Raw genomic sequence first — 22,981 nt, forward strand, 5'->3', positions numbered from 1 at the left:
CTACGCTTATCCCCCCTACGTTATTTGTTTCGCAATCTTTTTTTTCGGCAATTCCATGCCGTACGTAAACATTCAGATCACCAAAGGTGCAACACGGCAGCAGAAGGCCGAGTGGATGCGCTATGTTTATCCACCAAATTACTCACTCAAACTCCATCTGCTTTACTATATCCGGTAACGGGTAACCCCAATCGTTCGGATACCAGTTTTGTAGGGTGAATAAGCGTAGCGCATCCACCAAATCACTGGTGCGGCTGGAAATCGCTGGTATCTCTATCGAAGATGCAATAGAGACCACCTAACCATTTGCTGCAGTTTTGTAGGGTGAATAAGCGTAGCGCATCCACCAAATCACTCTGGTTTTGATGTTATTGTATAAAAATTTGTTTGGGGGGTGGATGCGCTACGCTTATCCCCCCTACGTTATTTGTTTCGCAATCTTTTTTTTCGGCAATTCCATGTCGTACGTAAACATTCAGATCACCAAAGGTGCAACACGGCAGCAGAAGGCCGAGTGGATGCGCTATGCTTATCCACCAAATTACTCACTCAAACTCCATCTGCTTTACTATATCCGGTAACGGGTAACCCCAATCGTTCGGATACCAGCCTTTAGCGACAAATTTATGAAATGATGACCACGGCCAATCTTTAACTTGCTGTACTAGGCCATGTTTAACTGGATTAAAATGAATGTAATCTAAATGATTTTGCCAATCTATTTCATCACGAATTTGGTGTTCCCAAAATCGGCGTTGCCATACTTGGCGTTCATTTCTGTGATTGGTCTGTCTATCTAAATCTCGTGATACGCGTTTCTTTATTTCTCGCCAACGAGATGAAAAATCGCTATCACCCTGCGGTAATTGCCAAATGCAGTGCAGGTGATCCGGTAAAATTACAATGGCTTCAATGATAAAAGGTTTTTCAAGCAATGTTTGCCTGAAAGCCTGCCGTAAACAATCAATATGATTTTCGTTGTTAAACCATGGTTTTCTGTTTTTTGTCACGACGGTGAAAAAATATTTTCCGCCCGGGCTTTGGGCTCGTCGATAGTTGCTCATGTTTGAAGTTGGGCAGGTGTTGGTGGATGCGCTGTGCTTATTCGCCCTACGCCGGTGTATTCCTTTTGGTTGGTGGATGCGCTACGCTTATTCACCCCACACCAGCATTCGGGTTGAGATAATCGTAGCGCGTCCACTCAATAAAAATCCGTTTAAATAAATTGAGATTTAAAACGGAATATCATCGTCCATATCGTCAAAATTCGCCGGCTGATTGCTGATTGGCGCGGGAGCTTGACGGCGTGGGGCGGGTGGGGGTGCGCTGGGGCGGGCGGGGGGCGTATCGTCACGCATCGCGTGATAACCGTTATCTTCCATCATCGGTGGCGCAGCATCATAGCCACCGCCCATTCCACCACTGTCACGCCCCCCTAACATCTGCATTTGGTCAGCAATAATCTCTGTGGTGTAACGATCTTGGCCGTTTTTATCTTGCCACTTACGGGTTTGCAAACGGCCTTCGATATACACCGGACGGCCTTTTTTCAAATACTCACCAGCAATCTCAGCCAAACGGCGATACATCACAATATTGTGCCACTCGGTACGCTCTTGTTTTTGGCCGTTTTTATCTTTCCATGTATCCGTTGTGGCAATACTGAAATTGCACACCGCTTCACCGCTGGCCATATACCGAACTTCTGGGTCACGTCCCAGATTGCCTACCAAAATCACTTTATTGACAGAGGCCATGTTGAAATTCTTTCATCAGAGGTTAGGGAAAATAGCGTTTATGCTTATTGGGTTGAGTCTACAATAAATAAAGCAGGTCGCTTGTGAAAGTCAACCTGATTGCGTGGCCATTTTGCCACGGGTTGGCTGATGATCGTCTCGCTGGCGAGAGTCAGATCACAGGCCACCGTTAAACGTGTGTCAGGGGCCAGCGTTTGTAACAAGCTGTCGATCATCGCCATATTGCGGTAGGGCGTTTCAATAAATAACTGAGCCGCCTTTTCTTTGCGTGAACGCTGTTCCAACTGTTTCAACGTTTGCTGTCGTGTGGCGGTATCCGCTGGTAAATAACCATGAAAACTAAAACGCTGCCCATCTGAACCCGATGCCATTAAGGCCAAAACAATCGACGAGGGCCCCGCTAGTGGGCAGACGGTAAAACCAGCTTGGTGCGCACGCTTTGCTAATTTCGCCCCCGGGTCGGCAATGCCGGGGCAACCCGCATCAGAAATCAATCCCACATCGTGCCCAGCTTGTAGCGGCGCTAATAACGCAGCAACGGCATGATCTGGCGTATGTTCATTCAGCTCTTGTAACCATAATTGCTGCAATGGGGTGTGCAAACCCAGCGTTTTCAGATGGCGGCGCGCTACTTTGGCTGTTTCGACCACAAAATGCTGTAAATGTTGTACCCGCTGTAACTGCGCGGGTGCGAGCCAATCGGGCATTGGCATCTCACCCAGTGGGGTTGGAATCAGAAATAGCGTGGCCATTACAATACCTCAAGCCCTTCGGCTGCCAAAAAGCCAATCAAAGCAAAGACAGGCAACCCAATTAAGGCGTTCGGGTCGGTCGATTCAATGCGCTCGATCAACGCACCGCCCAAACCCTCGCTTTTTGCTGCTCCAGCACAGCGCAGCGCATCCGGCTCACGGGCAAGGTAGGCTGCGATTTGTGCGTCGCTGTAGTCACGCATCACCACACGCGTAATGTCCACCATCTCTTGGCTGTGTCCGGTTGCGCTATTGAAAAGACAAAGCGCGGTATGAAAGGCCACTGTCTGGCCACGCATGGCTTGAAGCATGGCAACAGCTTTTTCGTGCGTTCCGGGTTTGCCCAGTTGTTGCCCCTCTAACAGCGCCACCTGATCCGAACCAATAATCAAGGCTTGTGGATAAGCATGAGCCAGTGATTTGGCTTTGTCGCGGGCGAGGCGTTGTGCTGTGGCGGCGGCAGTTTCACCGGCCAGTGGTGTCTCATCACAGTCCGGTGCAATAGCGGCAAAATCCAGTCCAAAACGAGCTAACAAAGCGTGGCGAAAGGGAGAGGTCGAAGCCAAGATTAAACGGGGTGTGGTGGACATAAGTATGCGTTTTCTTTGACAAGGTAAAGCGCTGGATTATATCATGCGCGGTTTATGTCAACCCCGATTTTGATCGACAGCCTCTCATTTGCCCGAGATCGGCAAAGCCGCAGTGGCCGCATAGCATTGGCTAAGCTGGCACGAGTGGTCGAGGAACTGGCCGCTACTGATGGTGAGCTGGTGTGGTCGCTACAAGGTGATATCGATACCTTGTCGCGTCCTTTTTTGCGCTTGCAAATTCAAACCGTACTGACCTTGCGTTGCCAACGTTGTCTCGAAACCATGCCGTTCTCGCTTGATGTTGACAGCCGTATCACACTCTTTACCTCCGAGGCTCGCCTCGAGTCGGCCTGTGAAATGGACGAGAGTTTAGATGCGATTGTTGCAACAGAAGAACTCAATATAGAGGCGTTGATTGAAGACGAAGTGCTGTTGGCCCTGCCGATAGCGCCGCGCCACGAAAACTGTGGCAATGCGGCACTGGAGCGCAGCCGTGCCGAACGCCCCAACCCCTTTGCCGTGCTGGCCAGCCTGAAACGCCAGCCCGAGTAAAACCCTATCCGTTTCAAGGAGTCATCATGGCTGTTCAACAGAACAAAAAATCCCCGTCCAAGCGCGGTATGCATCGTGCCCACGACTTTCTGACCGCCCCTGCTTTGGCAGTCGAAGCTTCTACCGGTGAAGTTCACCTGCGCCACCACATCAGCCCTAACGGTTTCTACCGTGGCCGCAAAGTCGTGAAAGCAAAAGGCGAATAAGCTTTTGCTCCGGCGGCATGGACTGAGTTTCAGGCCGAATCAACCCAGTCAAGCCGTGCCTTTCGCACGGCTTGACTTTTCCCGCGTCTTACTCAAATGACCCTAACCGTTGCCATTGATGCAATGGGCGGCGACGTTGGCGTTGCCGTCACCGTGCCAGCGGCACTGGCCTTTCTCGAACAGCATTCCGACGTCCATCTGATTTTAGTTGGACAAGAAGAGGCTATCTCTGCCCAACTACAAAAGGCCCATCTTCGCGATCACCCTCGGCTGACCATTCATGCCGCGAGTCAGGTGGTTGAGATGGATGAATTGCCGCAAATTGCTTTAAAAAATAAAAAAGATTCTTCGATGCGGGTGGCCATTAACTTGGTCAAAGAAGGTCGTGCTCAAGCTTGTGTGTCGGCGGGTAATACCGGCGCTTTGATGGCAACGGCGCGCTTTGTTTTAAAAACCTTACCCGGAATTGATCGGCCAGCGATTGCCAAATTGATGCCAACGCTCAAAGGCGAGACCTGTATGCTCGATTTGGGTGCTAATGTCGATAGCTCACCCGCGCAGCTACTACAGTTTGCCATCATGGGGGCATCTCTGATTGGTGGCTTGCACAATAAAGCTGCGCCAACCGTCGGCTTGTTGAACATCGGTTCTGAAGACATTAAAGGCAATGATATTGTCAAACAAGCGGCGGAGTTACTCCGGCAATCGGCATTGAATTTCTACGGTAATGTCGAAGGGAATGATATCTACGCCGGCACCGTTGATGTGGTGGTGTGCGATGGCTTTACCGGTAACGTTGCATTGAAAACCTCAGAAGGTTTGGCCCACATGGTGGCAACCTTCTTACGCGAAGAATTCACCCGTACTTGGTGGGCTCGTTTATGTGCGCTGGCGGCCTTGCCGGTATTGCGCCATTTTAAAAAACGGGTTGACCCGCGCCGTTATAATGGCGCAAGTTTGCTTGGCTTACGCGGTATCGTGGTGAAAAGCCACGGCGGTACCGATTCGTTTGGCTTTCAGTGTGCATTGCAACAAGCGTTCGATGAAGTGCGTGCCAATGTAAGTCAACATATTACTGAACAGGTCGCACAACAGTTACAACACTGTGCGGCATCCGCAGACCTTCTCCAAACTGAAATCAGCCCATGACCTATGCACGTATTGTTGGAACTGGCAGCTATCTCCCTGAGCGTGTGCTGACCAATGCCGAACTTGCCCCCCGTATTGGCAGTGACGAAGAATGGATTGTCAGTCGTACTGGGATTCAGGCTCGCCACATTGTTGCGGATGATCAGAAAACCAGCGATTTAGCCGTGATTGCTGCTCAACGCGCCTTAGCCGCTGCCAATCTTGCTGCTACTGACATTGATTTGTTGATTGTTGCAACGGCTTCAGGGGATATGCAATTCCCCAGTACGGCAAGTATTGTGCATCAAAAATTAGGGATGACACCACAAGCTGCCGCTTTTGATGTGGCGGCGGTGTGTGCTGGGTTTGTCTATGCACTCTCGACTGCGAATGCCTTTATCCGTAGTGGACAAGCGCATCGTGTATTGGTGATTGGGGCCGAGACTTTCTCGCGCATTCTCGATTGGAATGATCGTCGTACCTGTGTGTTGTTTGGCGATGGCGCAGGGGCGGCGGTGTTGGTGGCGGATGATGAGACAGGGATTCTCGGCTGTCACATTCACACGGATGGTCGCTTTGGGTCGATTCTGAATGTGCCAGCCAGCATGCAGCATGGACAGATTGTCGGTAGCCCTTATCTGTATATGGATGGTCAAGCGGTATTCAAATTTGCTGTCAAAGCCTTATCAGAATTAGCGGCTCGCACCTTAGAACAAGCTGGTTTTGCACAATCTGAACTCGATTGGTTGGTGCCGCATCAGGCTAACCTACGCATTATTGAAGCCACAGCGCGTCATTTACATTTGCCGATGGAAAAAGTGGTGGTTACTCTGCCACAGCAAGCCAACACCTCTGCTGCCTCGATTCCTCTGGCTTTAGATGCCGCAGTGCGCGATGGCCGGATTCAACGTGGCCAGTTAGTGATGTTAGAAGGCATCGGCGGTGGGTTTGCGTGGGGCTCGGTGCTGCTGCGTTATTGATTGTTCGCCTCATACAAAGGAAGAAAGATGGCATTTGCGTTTCTGTTTCCGGGTCAGGGTTCACAAAGCCTGAAAATGATGGATGGTTTTAGCGCCTTCCCATTGGTCAAAACCACTTTTGAAGAAGCCTCTGCTGTGCTGGGCGAAGATTTGTGGGCGATGTTACAGGCAGAAACGCCTGATGCGATTAACCGAACCGTGAACACCCAACCTTTGATGTTAACGGCAGGGGTGGCCATTTATCGTGCATGGTTGGCCGCCGGTGGTGCAAAACCGCAATGGTTGGCTGGACACAGTTTGGGTGAATATAGTGCCTTGGTAGCGGCGGAGAGTTTGGCTTTTGCTGATGCGGTCAAATTGGTGCGTTTACGCGCTGAGGCGATGCAAAGCGCTGTGCCCGAAGGCGCCGGTGCGATGGCTGCTATTTTGGGCTTGGAAGATGCAGATATTATGGCTGCATGTGCTGAAGCAGCACAGGGCGAGGTGGTGTCTGCGGTGAATTTAAATGCGCCGGGGCAAGTGGTCATTGCCGGACAAAAGACCGCCGTGGATCGCGCGATTGAGGCGTGTAAAGCACGTGGCGCAAAACGTGCTTTAGCTTTGCCGGTTTCAGTGCCTTCGCATTGTGCGCTGATGCAACCTGCAGCAGAAAAGTTAGCATTGGCATTGGCTGAGACGCCCCTCCATGCCCCAACGATTCCAGTGATTCACAATGCCGATGTGGCCTCGTACACCGAAGCCGCTGCCATTCGTGACACTTTGGCGCGTCAACTGTATCAACCGGTGCGTTGGACAGAAACCATCGCTTACTTAGTCGCCCAAGGGGTGACGCAGCATGTTGAATGTGGTCCAGGTAAGGTTTTGGCTGGTTTGGGCAAACGCATTGATAAAGCGGTCAATACTTTGGCTTTGACCGATGCAGCAGCGATTGAAGCGGCGATGGCCGCATTAGCGGAGTAATCAAGATGTCGATGCAAGGAAAAATCGCACTGGTCACCGGTGCTTCGCGCGGTATTGGTGCCGCCATTGCTGATAGCTTAGCGGCAGAGGGCGCGGTGGTGATTGGGACGGCTACGTCTGAAGCCGGCGCTGCTGCGATCAGCGAGCGTTTGGCGGCCAGCGGTGGCGTAGGCATGATCTTCCGTACCGAAAGCGGTGCTGAAGGGGTGGATACACTCTTGGCTGCTGTCGAAGAAAAATATGGTGCAGTGGCGATCTTGGTGAATAATGCCGGTATCACCCGCGATCAGCTGCTAATGCGGATGAAAGACGATGATTGGGATGCCATTATGGAGACCAATCTTAAATCGGTGTATCGTCTCTCGAAAGGCGTATTGCGCGGCATGATGAAAGCGCGTTGGGGCCGTATCATCAACATCGCCTCTGTCGTTGGGGTGATGGGGAATGCTGGGCAGTGTAATTATGCTGCAGCTAAGGCCGCTATTATCGGTTTCTCGAAATCCTTGGCACGTGAAGTCGGTAGCCGCAATATCACCGTGAATTGCGTTGCACCGGGCTTTATTGCCACCGATATGACTGCTGCGCTACCAGAAGCGCAGCGAACAGCACTCGAAGGCCAAATTGCGCTGGGTCGCTTAGGTGAAGCACAAGATATTGCCGATGCGGTCGCGTTTCTGGCCTCTTCTCGCGCGGGTTATATCACGGGTACGACCTTGCATGTCAATGGTGGTATGTTAATGGTATAGTCGCTGTGCAGTGTTGCCAGCGCTTGTTGCACAAGCAATTGTGCGGATAAGCATTTTTTTTCTGGATTTTTTGTTAGAATGGCGCGGTTTTTTGCAGCCCGCCATAAAAAGGGAAAGGTTTACTCCAAATGGAAAACATCGAACAACGTGTTAAAAAGATCGTCGCAGAACAACTGGGCGTCAACGAAGCAGAAGTCAAAATCGACTCTTCTTTCGTCGATGATCTGGGTGCCGACTCTCTCGACACGGTGGAACTGGTGATGGCACTGGAAGAAGAATTCGGTTGTGAGATTCCAGACGAAGAAGCAGAGAAAATCACCACAGTGCAACAAGCTGTGGACTACATCAACAAGCACCAGAACCAGCAGTAATTCCGCTTGCCGGAATATCAACCTCTGCCGGTGTGCTGTTTGCACACATTCAACAACGGCAGAGGTTTTTTGCTGTCTGGCCAACTCAAACAATCGTTTTAGCTGTCAACAGCCTCCCACTGCCCGTTTCAATGTGCCTGTGGCAAGTGCGGTAAGATTTTCGGGCTTGTGGGTGACAGATGATGTCAAACAACGGCGTAAGCTTGGCTGGTTTAACCAGATTTAAGACACGCGGTCAAAGTTCCCCTTACATCAGTGGGATAGATGTCAATAAAGGAGTTTCCCTTGGCACGACGCAGAGTTGTGATTACTGGTCTTGGGCAAGTTAGCCCAGTTGGCAACGACATCGCGACTGGCTGGGCCAATATCGTGGCTGGCCAATCTGGCATTACCCGTATCACGCGCTTTGATGCCAGCGACCTTGCTTGTCAAATTGCTGGTGAGGTAAAAGGCTTTAACATTGGTGATTACATTTCACCAAAAGAAGCCCGCCGGATGGATGTGTTTATTCATTATGGGATTGCGGCAGCGTTTCAAGCGGTTGCCGATGCTGGGTTAGAAGACCTGCCCAATTTGGATAAAACACGAGTTGGGGTCAATATCGGCTCGGGTATCGGTGGGTTACCATTGATCGAAGAAACTGGGGTGGCGTTATATGAAGGGGGACCGCGTAAAATTGGGCCTTTCTTTATCCCAGGTTCGTTGGTTAATTTGATTGCGGGTCATGTTTCGATCATCAAAGGCTTTCAAGGGCCAAGCTATGGCATCGTATCCGCATGTACCACTGGTGCACACTGTATCGGTGATGCGGCAAGATTGATTCAGTATGGCGATGCCGATGTGATGGTGGCTGGTGGTGCAGAAGGGGCGATTACCCGCCTTGGGATTGGCGGTTTTGCTGCCATGAAAGCGCTCTCCACACGTAACGATGATCCGGCAACCGCGTCTCGTCCTTGGGATACTGGCCGTGATGGTTTTGTGATGGGTGAAGGTGCGGGTGTGGTCGTATTGGAAGAATACGAACATGCGGTGAAACGCGGTGCCAAAATTTACGCTGAATTAGTGGGTTTTGGGATGAGCTCGGATGCTCACCACATCACCGCACCCAATGCCGAAGGCCCTGCTCGGGGTGTCTTGAATGCCCTGAAAGATGCAGGGATGGCGCCTGATGAGGTTGATTATGTCAACGCTCACGGCACCTCGACACCATTGGGCGATGCCAACGAAACCCGCGCGCTAAAAATTGCGTTTGGCGACCATGCAAGTCGACTGGCGATCTCATCGACTAAGTCGATGACAGGGCACCTCTTGGGCGGTGCTGGTGGTGTCGAAGCGGTGTATTCGATCTTGGCGCTGTATCACCAAATCGCGCCGCCGACCATTAACTTGTTCGAACAAGATATCGCTGGTGAATGTGATTTGGACTATGTGCCGAATCAAGCCCGCGACATGAAGATGAATGTAGCGATCTCCAATTCCTTCGGTTTTGGTGGCACTAACGGGACGTTGGTGTTCAAGAAAGTCTAAAAGACGCTGCAATTCGGGTGAATAGTTTGCCCACTCTGGCCGCCGTGATACGCTCACGGCGGTTTTATTTTTTCTTGGCTCTGCATGTTTACTCATACTTTCGCTGTCACTCCTGATTTGCACGCCCTGCATGCTCATTCTCCTGCGGTATTCCCGACTTTGCTGCAATCGGTGGCTCATCAGGGGTGGGATATTTTGTTTGCTTTACCACGCCACACCCGCTTGTTTCAGCAACATGAGGGCAGTGAATTGCTCGCAGCTTTAGCCGCCTTGCCGGTGGTGGCAAATACCTCTCCGCTGAACACACCTTTGCCTTTTACCGGTGGCTGGGTGTTTTATTTGGCGTATGAGGTGTTACATCAGTTCGAACCAACGGTACCGGCACCCCATGCCGATGCTTTTCCTTTGGCAGCCTTAGCGCGGATTCCAGCGGCAATTTTGGTCGATCGTGAACAGCAACAAGCCTATGCTGTCGCTGAAACAGAAGCTGAATTGCAACAACTGCTGCAGATGGTGTCTTCGGTACCGACTTGGCAGGCGCCTGCCCTCACCATGACGGCATTGAGCGAAGACCCTCCCGAAGCATTTGTTGAAGGTGTGGTGAAGGTGCAGCGTTATATCCGCGAAGGAGATGTCTTCCAAGTCAATCTCTCGCGACAGTGGCAAGCGACATTAGCTCCATCACAGCAAGCAATAGATGTCTTTGCCGCCTTACGACACGCCAACCCTGCGCCCTTCTCGGCGTTATGGCAATTTAATCCACATCAGGCAATTGTCAGTTCTTCACCTGAACGATTGGTACGGGTACGTCAAGGCTGGGCCGATACGCGCCCGATTGCAGGAACCCATCCTCGGTCGAGTGATCCGGAACAGGATGCGGCTTTGAAAGCCAATATGATTGGTAGCCTGAAAGAGCGTGCAGAGCATGTGATGTTGATTGATTTAGAGCGTAACGATTTAGGCCGGATTTGTGTGCCGGGGACGGTCGAAGTCGATGAGTTGATGACTGTCGCCAGTTATCCCTTTGTGCACCATATTGAATCGAATATCCGTGGGCGCTTACAAGCCAACATCAATGTCTTGCAACTGTTCCGTGCTTTATTCCCCGGTGGCACCATTACCGGTTGTCCTAAAGTGCGTTGTATGCAGATTATTCGTGAGTTAGAAACCACGGCTCGCGGTGCTTATACCGGCAGTTTGGGCTATCTCAATCACGATGGGCGCTTAGACAGCAATATCCTAATTCGCACCTTTATGATGGAAGGCGATCAGCTGCGTTTCCGCGCTGGCGCTGGCATTGTGGCGGACTCCGATCCCGAACGTGAATTACAAGAAACCCGCCATAAGGCACGGGGATTGTTACGGGCATTGGGGGTCGATGGGCAAGATAGAGGCACGCTGGCCAAATGACACTGAACGCGGCATGATGCTGATTTTATCGCTTTGAGGTGGCGTCGTGATGTCCAGTTTGCCCTTGGTAGAAAAACAGCGTCTGCGTATTCGTGATTTTGTGACAGTGGATGGTGTGGCGTTACCAGATTTTGATTTAGGGTATGAATGCTATGGCACACTGAATGAAATGCGTAGCAATGCTATTTTAGTGTGCCACTACTTTTCTGGTAACAGCCATGCGGCGGGTCGCTATCAACCAGACGATCCTTTGCCGGGGTGGTGGGATAGTTTGATTGGCCCTGATAAAGCGCTTGATACCAATCAATTTTTTGTGATTTGTTGCGATACACTGGTCAACCAGAACCTCAATGCCATTGCCACCGGCCCTGCGGCGATCAACCCTGCCACCGGCTTACCATTTGCGATGGATTTTCCCGAAATCACGATGCGTGATTTTGTGAATGCACAACGTCAAGTCTTGCGTCATTTCGGGATTGAGTCGCTGTACGCGGTGGCAGGGCCATCAATGGGTTCGATGCAGGCCTTGACGTGGGCGGCAGCTTATCCTGATGAAGTCGGTAAGGTGATTGCGGTGATTCCGGCTGGCTTATCGTCAGATGCCTATTTAATCGAGCGAACTGAACAATGGGCAACACCGATTCGTCTGGATCCTAATTGGCAGCAAGGGCAATACTACGGTCAAACCCGACCTGAGCAGGGGTTACAAGCGTGTATTCGTCAAATTGTGCTCGATGCACTGCACCCTGATTATCTCAACCCCATCTTTGGCCGTCGCAAAAACGACCAAGGTGAGTTTTCGATTCTGCATAGCTTGCAAAAGCGTGCGGCGGAGACGGCAGCATTGTCCGATCCCAATGCCATCTTGTATTTAGTACGGGCAAATCAACGCTATGACTTACTAGAAGATCTGCAACAAGGCGATGCGCGTACGATTACCGCACCCTTGCTGTTTATCGCTGCTGAGAGTGATTTGTTGTTATATCCAGAGCGTGCTTTGGCGGCAGCGAATTGGCTGCGAACACAGGGAAAAACTGTCTATTGGCTGACCTTGCAAGGCAGTGGCGGACATTTGGATGGTGTGAATGCAATTGCAGAATTAAGCGAAGAAATTCAGCAGTTCTTGTTGGCTTAAGCAAGACACACCCGCCGCCTAGGCGGCGGGGATTAGAGTGCGATATGTAGCAGAAATTGCTCGTGTAATAGCTCGTCAATTTCTTCAACGGGTAACGGACGGCTAAAGAAATACCCTTGGCCGCTTTCGCAGTTTTTATCGCGTAAGAAATTAAGTTGTTCGACGTTTTCAATGCCTTCGGCCACCACTTGCAGTTCAAGACTTTTAGCAAGGGAGATAATGGCCGAGGTAATCGCCGCATCGTCACGATCTTGATGCAAATCCATCACAAAAGAGCGGTCGATCTTGAGAATTCCAATCGGCAGCTGTTTTAGATAGGCCAACGAAGAGTAGCCTGTCCCAAAATCATCAATTGCCAATCTGACACCCAATTCTTTCAGCCGCGACAAGGTGCGGGCAGTGGCTTGGGCGTTTTCCATCGCTGCCGATTCGGTGATTTCTAATTCGAGGCAGTGTGCAGGTAAGTTGTGTTGTTCCAACGCATCGCGCACATTGGTCACAATATCATCTGACATCTTTAATTGGCGATGCGAGAGATTGACCGCCACTGGGCCGGGGAGACAGCCTTCGTCTAACCAGCGGCGCGCATCGGCACATGCGCGGTCTAATACCCAACGGCCAAGCAATACAATCAGCGACGATTCTTCCGCGATTGGGATAAATTCCCCCGGTGAAACAAAACCCAATTCTGGATGTTGCCAGCGCAGGAGTGCTTCAAGGCCATTCATCCGGCCCGTCCGCAGCTCATATTTGGGTTGGTAATACACCTGCATTTCATTGTTATTGATGGCTTGGTGCAAACTGGTTTCTAGCCGCATCCGTTCCAAGGTTGCCGTATTCATGTCGGCAGTAAAGAAACGGAACGTGTTTTTACCTTGTTCCTTGGCGCGATACATCGCGGTATCGGCATTCATCAACAGGGTTTGCACATCTTGACCATCTTCGGGATAGACACTGATGCCAACACTGGCTGTCACATAGACATCGTGTTCACCAATTCGCATCATGCCAGCCAGACTATCAATGATTTTTTTGGCAACTTGGGCGATGGATTGAATGTCGCGAATATCTTCCAAAATCACCGTAAATTCATCGCCTCCCAGACGTGCTACGGTATCACTGTCGCGCAGCAAACTGGTTAGGCGGGTGGCGACGGTTTTCAATAGCTGATCGCCTGCCGCATGGCCAAGGGTATCGTTGACAAATTTGAAGCGGTCGAGATCGAAGAACATCAACGCCAACAGGCGCTGGTGGCGTGAAGCGGCGGCCAGTCCTTGATTCATCCTCTCCATAAACAAGGTGCGGTTAGGAAGACCGGTCAGCGCATCGTGGTTGGCAAGGAAATGTAGCCGTTCTTCAGCCAATTTCCGCTGCGTAATATCGGTGAAGATACCGGCAAAATGGGTGAAGTTGCCGCTGTTGTCACGAATACCGGTGATGGTTAAATGTTCGCTGTATAGCTTACCGTCTTTGCGGCGGTTGGTGACCTCACCTTCCCACACGCCATGCTTGTATAAGCTGGCCCACATGTGTTGGTAGAATTCTGGCGGTTGTAAGCCTGAATTGAGAATGCGAGGGCTTTTTCCTAACACTTCCTCTTTGCGCCAACCGGTGATGCGGGTAAAGGCAGGATTGACGGTTTCGATAATCCCGTTGGCATCGGTAATCACAATGCCTTCTAAGGTTGAATCAAATACCTTGTCTGCTAAGCGCAGGTTTTGGCGCGACAGATTGAGTGCTTCATCACGTTCTTTAAGCGCATATTGCAGCTCGTTGACGTATTCATGCTCAATCGAAGTCAGAATATCCGAAAAACTGACAACCCCAATTAAACCACCATGTTCATCGGTCACCCCGAGGTGGCGAATATGTTTTTCTGCCAATAATTTACGCGCGTAATACAAGCTAGAGCTGGCACGGGCGGTAATCATGGGCCGTGACGCAATATCACCGACTTGGGTGATGGTGGTGCGTTGGTTGAGGTGCCACAACACATCGCGCTGGGTCAAAATGCCATAAGCACCATCATCGAAAAACACTACGATGGCTTCGAGATGCGCTGCTCGCATTTTGGCAACAGCATCAGCAAAGCTACAGCGTTCGCTGATCGGCTCGGGTGAGGCAAAGGGAATTGAATCAAGGCTTTTGAGTTTGAGGAAGAATTCCGCGCCCTGATTTAACACGACATCAGTTTGCGACAAAATCCCGCAATAGCTGCCTTCGGCATTGACCACCAGATAGTGTCGGATGCGTTCCTGTTTAAACCGGATGACCGCCTCAGAAAACGGTGTGCCAACGGCCAGCGTTTTAACAGGGCTGCTCATCACTTCAGAAATGGGACGCTCGAAGGTATGAGGATCGGCAAAATCAAGATCTAGCGCGTCCGCTTCGGTCCAGATACCTATTGCGCGCCCCTCGTCCATGACGATGATCGAGCCACACATGGCATCACGCATCATTTTCCCTGCTTCACTCAGGGTCGTGGTGGGGGGACAGGACAGAATAGAGGGTGAGATGACCTGCTCGACTGTCTTGTTAAGCACAAGTTTCATTAGGCTAAAGGCTCGTGGACAAAAAACTGTAAAAGCGGACGGCCATTATATCGAGATTCAAAACACTCATGACAACAAAAACTGCTTTGCATGACAATGCGCAAAAGAAATTTTCTGTGCCAAGTGTATCAATCGCAATTAAGGTTTATGTTTATTGGTATCTTTCTCATCATTTGTTGGATTTTCAGTATTTGGCTGATTGTAATTGGCAGGAAAGCCAAAACCACTAAAAAGGTTTTTTGCTCTTTCTTGCATCTGATTTTGCATTTCAACAAACATATTGGTACTTTGCTCGAGATAGCTTGTCATCATATTTTGCATAGCAGGGCCTTGGAATTTCATAAACTCTCCCCATAAATTGGGGCTGGTGAAGACATTATTTTCACCATAGACCGAGCGCGTTTGATCTTGCAGCTTTTGTTGCATTTGCGCGAACAGTTCGAGGTTTTTTTCCAAATATCCCCCCATCAAACCCTGCATCGCATTGCCATAAAAGCGAATGATGCGGGTCAATACATCGTAAGAGAACATCGGCACACCGCCGGTTTCCTCTTCCAAAATAATTTGCAGCAAGACACTGCGGGTAATGTCGTCTTGTGTTTTGGCATCAATAACTTGAATTTCAACTTGCTCTAACACTAATTGTTTGACATCACTTAGGGTAATGTAGGAACTGGTGGCCGTATCGTACAAGCGGCGGTTGGGATATTTCTTAATCACACGTTTTTCATTGTTCATAATATTTTCCTCCGGAGTCTTTATATTCGTACTACTGGATCGAGCTGCGACTTTAGCATAAAAAGGTTTGTGCATCGCAGCTGTCATCTTACTGAAAAAACTTTGAAAACAAGGCGAATTTCTTTTGTGCGGTGCAATAATTTTGTTTGACGCTGCACGATTAGCCTGCCTACAATGGGCCTCTATGAATGCCGCCCACCTTGGCAACATTCATAGAGTTTATGCGTCCTGCCAATGTGTGTCGCGATTGTACTTGTGTGTTGTCGTATGTCGTCCTAGCTTAAATTAGGGCGATGAATAAATCGCTCTACTGCTTAGGAATGGGTCATCGTTAGAGAATGTGCTCTGGTTTCCCGCCCCCGCCAACCCCACTGTATCGGGGTTACTGATTAGCAGCGTAGTGCTTGGTAAGGTGCATCTCAACAGAATAGATCGCAAAGATCAAACAAATACCGTCACGGTTTCCGCTCAGCTAAAGGAGAAGTCATGTTTAATACCCCCGAACAGTTCACTAAAGTTTCTGCTAACGGCTTGCAAACTTTGTTGCGTTTTAGCGAAATTTCGCTCAATGGCTTGGAACGTCTGATTAAACTGCAGTTGGAAACTACCAAGCATACGCTGGAAGAACAAGCAAAATTGGCACAAGAATTTTCTTCTGTGTCCGACAACCAGGAAGCCATCAAACGTGTTAACCAATTGGCTGCGGCTTCGGTTGAGCAATTAGTGGCTGCTTCGCGCAACTTCTATGATGTGGTGTCTCAGACTCAAGGTGAGTTGTCCAAACTGGCTGAAGACAACCTGAGCGAGTTCAATAAAAACGTGGTCACCGTGTTAGATCAAATCGCACAAAATGCCCCTGCCGGCAGCGATACTGCAGTCAATGCCCTGAAATCTTCGATTGCTGCAACTGCCGCAGCGATGGACAGCATGACCAAAGCAGCCAAACAAGTGGCCGAATTTGCTGATACCAGCGTCAAGGCGGCCAGCACTGCCACTGCCGATGCAGTGAAAAACGCCAGCAGCAAAAAATAAGCCGAGCTTTCGTTAGGCCTACTAACCCGACTTCGGTCGGGTTTTTGTTTTTGTGGTGTGGTTTTGCTGCCAAAACGCTGTGGTATCCGATACGATAGCGTCAGATTGTGGTTTTTTAGAGAAAGGAGCGCGTGGAAAGTCGCCAATCCCGCTTTCTGCGCAGACAGTATGATCAAGATCAGCAGTGCATTTGATGCCGGTAGTATTGAAGTAATTGCCGCCGACGAATTTGAAGACATCCGCCTCCAATTACGGCCCGATTGTGCCGCCGATATTCGGCAATGGTTTTATTTTCGTGTGCAAGGGGCCGCTTATCAAAACTGCACACTGCGATTATTGAATGCAGCCGAGGCGGCCTATCCTGCTGGTTGGGAAGATTATCAAGCGATGGCTTCCTACGACCGCGTGAATTGGTTTCGGGTGCCCACTCGCTATGAATCCGGTCAACTGATTATTGAGCATACTCCTCTTGCTAATAGTATTTATTATGCTTATTTCGAGCCCTATTCTTGGGAACAACACCTGAATCTGATTGGTGAAGTCCAAAGTTCTGGCTTGTGTCAGGTGCACGACCTTGGCAGTACGATACAGGGTCGAGACATGAATCTGCTTACCATTGGCCACGAGGTGAGCTCTGACTACAAAATTTGGGTGATTGCACGCCAACACCCGGGTGAAACGATGGCAGAATGGTTTGTTGAAGGGTTATTACGGCGCTTACTCGATTGGCAAGACCCTTTGTCTCGTGCCTTATTAGATCGTGCAACCTTCTATGTGGTGCCGAATATGAATCCCGATGGGGCGGTAGCAGGTAATCTCCGCACTAACGCGGCCGGTGCCAATTTGAATCGTGAGTGGCAAACCCCGTCGCTGACAAACAGCCCAGAAGTGTTGTTGGTGCGCGATAAAATGCTAGAAACCGGCGTTGACTTGTTTCTTGATATTCACGGCGACGAAGCGTTGCCGTATGTATTTGTTGCCGGTTGCGAAGGTAATCCCAACTACAGCCCCCGTTTAGCTGGCTTAGAGCAGCTGTTCAAACAGGCCTTTATGCAAGCCAGCCCCGATTTCCAAATTGAACAAGGCTATGCTCTGGATGCGCCTGGGCAGGGTAATTTGACCATGGCCACCAATTGGGTTGGACAACAGTTCGATTGTTTGGCATTCACTTTAGAAATGCCATTTAAAGACAATGCTAACTTGCCGGATGATGATTATGGTTGGAATGGGCAACGTAGTTTGCGATTAGGCGAGGCAATTTTGCATCCGATTTATCAGGTATTAAATCAGCTACGCTAAAATTTTTGCCGATTGCTGCTTTGGCATATTGCGCTAAGCCGTATTTTTCTTTACATTGACGTTAATTTTGCTGCAATGCAAAAGACCACCACCGAACCGGCCCGTGGTCCTAACGTCAACTACCCAGTGACGATCCTTCCCTGTTGGGGGCATCCCCCGACAGAGTGCCGAGACTCGGTTAAGCGCCGTGTCTTTCGGGCGCAATCGTGCCCTGACGCTGTTCGCTGTTTGCGAACACCCGACGACACGTCATGTGCAAGGAGATAAAATCATGACAGAAAATATGACCCCTACTGCTAGCCAAGCTTCACCTCGCCGTTTGCGTCCTGCCCCTGCCGTGGCACGCTGTGAGGCCTGTGGTGAGCATTTTTCTTACACCATCGGCAACCATCGCATTTGCCCAGCCTGTCGTAGTATGCAAAGTTTCGAGCAAGCTCGCGCCCGCTTAGGCGATCAGGTCTTATTCATGTGATCGATACAAAACAAACGCCCCGCATCATGCGGGGCGTTTGTTTTGTTAGAACGTAAAACGCATCGACAGGTCGATGGCTTGCACATGCTTGGTGAGGCCACCGATGGAAATACGATCTACGCCAGTGGCAGCAATCTGACGCACAGTATCTAAATTGACATTACCCGAGGCTTCGAGTTGAGCACGCCCATTGGTGAGTGCAACAGCTTGGCGCAGTTGTGAATTATCCATATTGTCGAGCAAAATCAGCGTAGCACCGGCGGCTAAGGCTTCGGCCAATTCCTCGTGGTTTTCCACTTCAATTTGAACGGGAATATGCGGCGGAATGTCGCGTTTGGCTTGTGCTAACGCAGCACTGATGCTGCCTGCTGCTAAAATATGATTTTCCTTAATCAAGACGCCATCGTACAAACCAACGCGCTGATTCGCCCCTCCGCCCACTGTGACCGCATATTTTTGTGCTAAGCGCAGGCCGGGCAATGTTTTACGGGTGTCCATAATCTGGCAGGGCAGCTCGGCAATCGCATCAACATAGCGACGTGTTTCGGTGGCGGTGGCTGATAAGGTTTGTAAGAAATTCAGCGCACTGCGTTCTGCGGACAGCAAAGCACGTGCAGGGCCTTTAATGTGACAGAGTGTTGTATTCGCTGTTTGTGTTGAACCCTCGGCCACATGCCAATCTATTTCGCATGTGGAATTGAGCTGGCGAAAGCATTCGTTAAACCATGCTTGGCCGCACACCACTAGGGATTCTCGGGCGATGACTTGTGCATGCCCTTGTCGATCAGCGGGAATCAGTGAAGCCGTGACATCACCACTGGCAATATCTTCTGTCAGTGCTTGAGCCACTTGCGCGGCAATAAGATGAAAAGCAGGAAGAGAAGCAGTCATGTTTTTGTATCAGAAGCAAAAAACGGATTGTATGCCATAGTTTGAGACGCTTTGCAGTATTGTGAGAGCCACATTATGAATTTCCCCGCCCATTTTTTTGATGCTTCCACGCAATATCTCGCTCTATTGCTGGTGTGTTTAGTATTGTTAAAAGCCGTGTGGTCAATCCAATGGCGTAAATTAGACGCACGTGCTTTAAATGCATGGATGGGGGCGTGTGTTGTCTTGATGCTATTGTGGTCGCTGAAAGGTGGGTTTCAGCCTGGGTTGGCTTATCACTTACTCGGCGCCAGTGCCTTTACCCTATTAGCTGGGCCGGCGATGGCTTTGTTGGGGATGGCGATTGTATTGGCGGCGGTAACGGCCTATGGCATGGCTGATTGGTGGGCGTTTGGCCCGAATTTTTTGGTGATGGCAGGGGTGCCTGTGTTAATCACCCGCTATGGCCTGCAACTGGCACAAAAACATCTGCCTGCTAACTACTTTATTTATATTTTCTTTAACGCTTTCTTTACAGGTGGGGTCAGTATGTTCTGTACTGGCCTCAGTGGTGTGTCTACTTTGGCCCTGGCTGGCGCTTATCCCGTTGACTATCTGTTTGGTGATGCGCTGGCCTTTTACTTTTTATTATCGTGGTCAGAAGCGTTTACCACTGGGTTGTTGATTGCGATTGTCGTCGTTTACAAACCACATTGGATTATTACCTTTGATGATCGCCGGTATCTCTATGACAAGAAAGATGGCGGCGGTTAAAGGTGTGATCAGTCGCGGGGCCTGAGCCCCGAGCAAGGTTAAAGCTTGGTCAGCCACAGCAAAAAAGGGACAAGCACGGCAGTGATGACACCATTCAATCCCATCGCCAACCCCGCAAAAGCACCTGCGCCTGCCGAGATTTGAAAAGCCCGCGCCGTACCAATGCCGTGGCCGGCAATGCCAGTGCTGAAACCCAAGACGATGTCACTGTCCCACTTCCAACGTTGTAGCAAAGGGACACTTAAAACACAGGCCAACATACCGGTCAAAATCACTAGGACGGATGCTAACTGTGGTACGCCACCGATATGTTCCGCAATGCCCATTGCAATCGGTGTGGTCACTGAACGTGGGGCAAGGGTAAGCAACAGCTCCCGATCCAAACCAAATAACATGCCACTGCCTACGCCGCTGATAATCCCAACACTGCCCCCAATAAGCAGGGCGATTAACAATGGCCCAAGCGCTTTTTGTAAGCGCGGGAGTTGGGCATAGAGCGGAACAGCAAGGGCGACGGTGGCGGGGCCAAGTAAGAAATGAATATACTGCGCGCCAGAAAAATAGGTCGTGTATGACGTACCCGTGGCAAGCAATAATGTAATGATGAAGCTGTTGGACAAGATGATGGGGTTAGCCAGCGGATGACCTTTGCAGTGGCGATTGAGTGTTACCATGCCGCGAAAAGTCAGTAATGTGATAAATAACCATGTCAACGGCGACTGTAAGATAAATTGCCATGTAGTCATGCTTTCCCTCCCCATTTACGCAAGCGCCGTAACCGGTGACGTGCCAGTAATAGTTTCAAACTGCCAGCTGTGGCTAAATGGGTGGCAAATAAAGCAACCAACAACGTAATCGTCAGCGGCCAAAAAGCACGTTCTAGCAAATCCAGATACTGAATGACCCCCACCCCTGCTGGTACAAACAAAAGTCCTAACCATCCCATCAACTTCGGGACATTTTCACCCAAAAAATGTGGAATACCCCGTCGAATCATCAGGGTTAAAAATAAAAACAACATACCTAACACTGGCCCCGGAATCGGTAGCCCCAGCGCATGACTGACGACTTCGCCAAACCATTGGTAAGCGACAAGTACAATTAAAGTTTCTAACATGGCGATAAAATAGAGCGAAAAGCAGAAAATTGCCGTTAAAAATGGCTTAGGTCAAACTTTTTAAGTGCTGGGTAATTGGTATGACCAAAACTTTTGCTGACACCTATTCTTCTTCGAATAGGTGGGAGTGACTAGCTAAGAATAGATTCTAGGTGGTTAAGAGGGAGTGCGGTGGATCGTTTGACTTCATGCAGCACAAAGCTGGATTTGACATCTGCAACACCGGGATGTTGTAGGAGTTTATCCATCACAAAGCGAGAGAAGTGTTCCAAATCTTCGAAATACACTTGCAGTAAATAATCCATCTCGCCGGTCATCGCGAAACAGTTAATCACTTCTTGCCAATGAGAGACCGCCTCTGAAAATTGTTTTGCGTAGGTGGTGCCACGTTTTTCCAAACTGACCCGAACAAAGGCCTGCAACCCCAACCCGAGGCGAGCGGGTTCGAGCAGTGCAACATATTGTCGAATCACGCCTGATTCTTCGAGCTGTTTCAATCGGCGTAGGCAAGGAGAGGGGGAGAGAGCAACGGTTTCTGCGAGTTCGACATTGCTTAAGCGGCCATCGCGTTGCAGCGTGGCAAGAATTTTTAAGTCGGTTTTGTCAAAGTGTTGCGCGGGCATTTTATCGCTCTTCTAAGATGAGTTCTCGATATTTTAATCTATCTTGGAGGCAATAATATCAATTTCGTGCAATAAAGTTGCCATCAACTTCAACAACTATTCACCAATTTTCAAGGCATTAGCCCAAGTCAGGGCTTCGATTTGTGCCAAGCTGACCCATTCTGGACAAAATCCCTCGGCTTCGATGATGTCAAAACTACAACCCAAGCGGTGTTCATTTTCGTTTTCAACAGCCTCTGCCACATTCAAGTATGGTACTAAACACCCTCGGCGCGACAACAGCGCATAAGAAATATGGGTCGATAACCCGGGAATCTGCCGTAATAAGGCTTCAATTGGCATACCAAGTAAGACCGGCGCTAATGACAATACACCACACAGAAAAGCTTCATCAGCTAAATCGGGGCGTGTTTCTTGTGCCAGTCGTTCCATCAAGCGGGCGCGGGCGGCGGCAGTGCGGAAAAGTGGGGTGGGTGTGGAATTGCCGTGGTCGTCGACATAGAGCAAAAGCTGTAACCATCGCGCAATTTGTTTCCGACCAAGCAAGGTAATGGCTTGCATAATAGAATGGATACGCGTCCCGTAGCCATAGTGTGCAGAATTGGTCAGGCGTAATAAATTTACCGTGAGGCTAGGGTCGGATTTAATCGTCAGTTCAATATCTTGGGTGCTGCTGTTGTCGTCATTTAATAGCGCGAGTAATCGCATGATGGTCAGTCGCGCTGGACTCAACCCTTGACCACTGAGCACAGAGGGTTTGGCAAAGAAATAACCTTGGAAATAGGAAAAGCCCAGTGCGCGACACATCTCGGCTTGTTCGCGCGTTTCAACGCGCTCGGCCAAAAAGCGTGCCCCAAAGTGGCGCAATTGGTTTAACAATGGCAGTAATGTGCTTTCTTTGCCGGGTACCAGAGGAATTTTAATAATGTCGGCGAGCTCAAGAATCGGATCCCACGCGGGGTCGTAGTGTTCAAGGTCATCAACTGCAATTAAAAAACCTGCTTTTTTTAATTCGGCACACCGTTTGGCGAGGGCAGGGCTTGGTGTTACGTGTTCTAGTACCTCTAATACCACTTGCTGTGCTGGTAAGAGACGGATCACCTCTTCAAACAAAAAGGCTTCGTTGACATTCACAAAGCCTTTATAGCTACCTAGCAAATTCCCCATCGACAGCTCACAAAAAGCGTTGACGATGACTTGTGCTGTGGCCTGAAAGTCATTCGTTACCCCAGCGTGTAAACCAACTTGGCGTCTGAACAACAGCTCGTAGCCAAATAGACGAAAAGCACTGTCTAAAATTGGCTGTCGCCCAACAAAAATCGGCTGGCGGATTTTGGGGTCGGAGATTACTGTTGTCATAGAATTACCTTTGCACGAGGGAGCAAATCAA

At 49.9% G+C, this 22,981-nt stretch carries 26 protein-coding genes; 15 read left to right on the forward strand and 11 right to left on the reverse strand.

The window, feature by feature from the left end; genetic code table 11:
* Window positions 1–545: 545 nt before the first annotated feature.
* Window positions 546–1,064: an REP-associated tyrosine transposase gene (locus ACYVJG_RS00840; RefSeq protein ID WP_460429342.1), complete on the reverse strand. Its 519-nt coding sequence runs from the start codon at window positions 1,062–1,064 to the stop codon at window positions 546–548.
* On the opposite strand from ACYVJG_RS00840, the gene ACYVJG_RS00845 reads away from it, so the two are divergent.
* Window positions 1,063–1,224: a hypothetical protein gene (locus tag ACYVJG_RS00845; protein ID WP_460429343.1), complete on the forward strand. Its 162-nt coding sequence runs from the start codon at window positions 1,063–1,065 to the stop codon at window positions 1,222–1,224. The two genes, ACYVJG_RS00840 and ACYVJG_RS00845, sit on opposite strands and share 2 nt — an antisense overlap.
* A gap of 8 nt (window positions 1,225–1,232) precedes the next feature.
* On the opposite strand, the gene ssb is transcribed toward ACYVJG_RS00845, so the two are convergent.
* From ssb to ACYVJG_RS00860, 3 genes are read right to left on the reverse strand one after another with little or no spacing between them, the layout of a single operon-like run.
* Complete coding sequence (ssb, locus tag ACYVJG_RS00850) at window positions 1,233–1,757, reverse strand: single-stranded DNA-binding protein (RefSeq protein WP_460429344.1); 525 nt, start codon at window positions 1,755–1,757, stop codon at window positions 1,233–1,235.
* Window positions 1,758–1,801: 44 nt separating this feature from the next.
* Window positions 1,802–2,509 (reverse strand): SAM-dependent methyltransferase, encoded by a 708-nt coding sequence (locus tag ACYVJG_RS00855; protein WP_022652993.1) that lies wholly within the window; start codon window positions 2,507–2,509, stop codon window positions 1,802–1,804.
* Window positions 2,509–3,099 carry a Maf family protein gene (locus tag ACYVJG_RS00860; RefSeq protein WP_460429345.1) on the reverse strand — a complete coding sequence of 197 codons (591 nt, stop codon included), beginning with the start codon at window positions 3,097–3,099 and terminating at the stop codon, window positions 2,509–2,511. Before ACYVJG_RS00860 ends, ACYVJG_RS00855 begins: the two co-directional genes overlap by 1 nt.
* A gap of 54 nt (window positions 3,100–3,153) precedes the next feature.
* Between ACYVJG_RS00860 and ACYVJG_RS00865 the strand changes: the two genes are divergently transcribed.
* The 10 genes from ACYVJG_RS00865 (at window position 3,154) to ACYVJG_RS00910 (ending at window position 12,114) form a co-directional block, all read left to right on the forward strand.
* Window positions 3,154–3,651, forward strand: a complete 498-nt coding sequence (locus ACYVJG_RS00865) for a YceD family protein (protein WP_022652991.1) — start codon at window positions 3,154–3,156, stop codon at window positions 3,649–3,651.
* Window positions 3,652–3,677: 26 nt separating this feature from the next.
* Window positions 3,678–3,857: a 50S ribosomal protein L32 gene (rpmF, locus tag ACYVJG_RS00870; protein ID WP_022652990.1), complete on the forward strand. Its 180-nt coding sequence runs from the start codon at window positions 3,678–3,680 to the stop codon at window positions 3,855–3,857.
* Window positions 3,858–3,953: 96 nt separating this feature from the next.
* Window positions 3,954–5,006 carry a phosphate acyltransferase PlsX gene (gene plsX, locus ACYVJG_RS00875; protein WP_460429346.1) on the forward strand — a complete coding sequence of 351 codons (1,053 nt, stop codon included), beginning with the start codon at window positions 3,954–3,956 and terminating at the stop codon, window positions 5,004–5,006.
* A complete protein-coding gene (locus ACYVJG_RS00880; RefSeq protein ID WP_022652988.1) occupies window positions 5,003–5,965 on the forward strand; it encodes a beta-ketoacyl-ACP synthase III in 963 nt (320 codons plus the stop codon). Before plsX ends, ACYVJG_RS00880 begins: the two co-directional genes overlap by 4 nt.
* 27 nt (window positions 5,966–5,992) lie before the next feature.
* Entirely contained in the window at window positions 5,993–6,925 is a 933-nt protein-coding gene (fabD, locus tag ACYVJG_RS00885) for an ACP S-malonyltransferase (protein WP_460429347.1), read from the forward strand.
* A gap of 5 nt (window positions 6,926–6,930) precedes the next feature.
* Window positions 6,931–7,671, forward strand: a complete 741-nt coding sequence (gene fabG / locus ACYVJG_RS00890; RefSeq protein ID WP_460429348.1) for a 3-oxoacyl-ACP reductase FabG — start codon at window positions 6,931–6,933, stop codon at window positions 7,669–7,671.
* A gap of 128 nt (window positions 7,672–7,799) precedes the next feature.
* A complete protein-coding gene (gene acpP / locus ACYVJG_RS00895) occupies window positions 7,800–8,042 on the forward strand; it encodes an acyl carrier protein (RefSeq protein ID WP_022652985.1) in 243 nt (80 codons plus the stop codon).
* Between the two features lie 285 nt (window positions 8,043–8,327).
* Window positions 8,328–9,569: a beta-ketoacyl-ACP synthase II gene (gene fabF, locus ACYVJG_RS00900; protein ID WP_460429349.1), complete on the forward strand. Its 1,242-nt coding sequence runs from the start codon at window positions 8,328–8,330 to the stop codon at window positions 9,567–9,569.
* Window positions 9,570–9,653: 84 nt separating this feature from the next.
* Complete coding sequence (locus tag ACYVJG_RS00905) at window positions 9,654–10,979, forward strand: aminodeoxychorismate synthase component I (protein ID WP_460429350.1); 1,326 nt, start codon at window positions 9,654–9,656, stop codon at window positions 10,977–10,979.
* 49 nt (window positions 10,980–11,028) lie between these two features.
* Window positions 11,029–12,114 carry an alpha/beta fold hydrolase gene (locus ACYVJG_RS00910; protein WP_460429351.1) on the forward strand — a complete coding sequence of 362 codons (1,086 nt, stop codon included), beginning with the start codon at window positions 11,029–11,031 and terminating at the stop codon, window positions 12,112–12,114.
* Window positions 12,115–12,146: 32 nt separating this feature from the next.
* On the opposite strand, the gene ACYVJG_RS00915 is transcribed toward ACYVJG_RS00910, so the two are convergent.
* Together ACYVJG_RS00915 and phaR are read right to left on the reverse strand one after the other, a co-directional pair.
* Window positions 12,147–14,666 carry an EAL domain-containing protein gene (locus ACYVJG_RS00915; protein WP_460429352.1) on the reverse strand — a complete coding sequence of 840 codons (2,520 nt, stop codon included), beginning with the start codon at window positions 14,664–14,666 and terminating at the stop codon, window positions 12,147–12,149.
* Between the two features lie 138 nt (window positions 14,667–14,804).
* A complete protein-coding gene (phaR, locus tag ACYVJG_RS00920; protein ID WP_460429353.1) occupies window positions 14,805–15,491 on the reverse strand; it encodes a polyhydroxyalkanoate synthesis repressor PhaR in 687 nt (228 codons plus the stop codon).
* A 399-nt stretch (window positions 15,492–15,890) separates the two neighbouring features.
* Here phaR and ACYVJG_RS00925 point away from each other — a divergent pair, with 399 nt between their 5' ends.
* The 3 genes from ACYVJG_RS00925 to ACYVJG_RS00935 all read left to right on the forward strand — a co-directional run bounded on the left by ACYVJG_RS00925 (window position 15,891) and on the right by ACYVJG_RS00935 (window position 18,207).
* Complete coding sequence (locus ACYVJG_RS00925) at window positions 15,891–16,436, forward strand: phasin family protein (protein ID WP_460429354.1); 546 nt, start codon at window positions 15,891–15,893, stop codon at window positions 16,434–16,436.
* A gap of 168 nt (window positions 16,437–16,604) precedes the next feature.
* Window positions 16,605–17,735: a M14 family metallopeptidase gene (locus tag ACYVJG_RS00930; RefSeq protein WP_460429355.1), complete on the forward strand. Its 1,131-nt coding sequence runs from the start codon at window positions 16,605–16,607 to the stop codon at window positions 17,733–17,735.
* Between the two features lie 271 nt (window positions 17,736–18,006).
* Window positions 18,007–18,207, forward strand: a complete 201-nt coding sequence (locus tag ACYVJG_RS00935; RefSeq protein WP_022652977.1) for a hypothetical protein — start codon at window positions 18,007–18,009, stop codon at window positions 18,205–18,207.
* Window positions 18,208–18,252: 45 nt separating this feature from the next.
* On the opposite strand, the gene nadC is transcribed toward ACYVJG_RS00935, so the two are convergent.
* Window positions 18,253–19,098: a carboxylating nicotinate-nucleotide diphosphorylase gene (nadC, locus tag ACYVJG_RS00940; RefSeq protein ID WP_460429356.1), complete on the reverse strand. Its 846-nt coding sequence runs from the start codon at window positions 19,096–19,098 to the stop codon at window positions 18,253–18,255.
* A 75-nt stretch (window positions 19,099–19,173) separates the two neighbouring features.
* Between nadC and ACYVJG_RS00945 the strand changes: the two genes are divergently transcribed.
* A complete protein-coding gene (locus ACYVJG_RS00945; RefSeq protein WP_460429357.1) occupies window positions 19,174–19,851 on the forward strand; it encodes an energy-coupling factor ABC transporter permease in 678 nt (225 codons plus the stop codon).
* A gap of 38 nt (window positions 19,852–19,889) precedes the next feature.
* On the opposite strand, the gene ACYVJG_RS00950 is transcribed toward ACYVJG_RS00945, so the two are convergent.
* The 4 genes from ACYVJG_RS00950 to ACYVJG_RS00965 form a co-directional block, all read right to left on the reverse strand.
* Window positions 19,890–20,597, reverse strand: coding sequence for an LrgB family protein (locus tag ACYVJG_RS00950; RefSeq protein ID WP_460429358.1), 708 nt, complete (start codon window positions 20,595–20,597; stop codon window positions 19,890–19,892).
* Window positions 20,594–20,968 (reverse strand): CidA/LrgA family protein, encoded by a 375-nt coding sequence (locus ACYVJG_RS00955; protein WP_460429359.1) that lies wholly within the window; start codon window positions 20,966–20,968, stop codon window positions 20,594–20,596. Before ACYVJG_RS00955 ends, ACYVJG_RS00950 begins: the two co-directional genes overlap by 4 nt.
* A 131-nt stretch (window positions 20,969–21,099) precedes the next feature.
* The gene (locus ACYVJG_RS00960) at window positions 21,100–21,591 is read right to left on the reverse strand and encodes an Lrp/AsnC family transcriptional regulator (protein WP_022652962.1); all 492 of its coding nucleotides are present in this window, start codon (window positions 21,589–21,591) and stop codon (window positions 21,100–21,102) included.
* Window positions 21,592–21,687: 96 nt separating this feature from the next.
* On the reverse strand, window positions 21,688–22,950 hold the full coding sequence (locus ACYVJG_RS00965; protein WP_460429360.1) for an EAL and HDOD domain-containing protein: 1,263 nt from the start codon (window positions 22,948–22,950) through the stop codon (window positions 21,688–21,690).
* Between the last annotated feature and the right edge of the window lie 31 nt (window positions 22,951–22,981).

This window comes from Aquaspirillum soli (assembly GCF_054781915.1).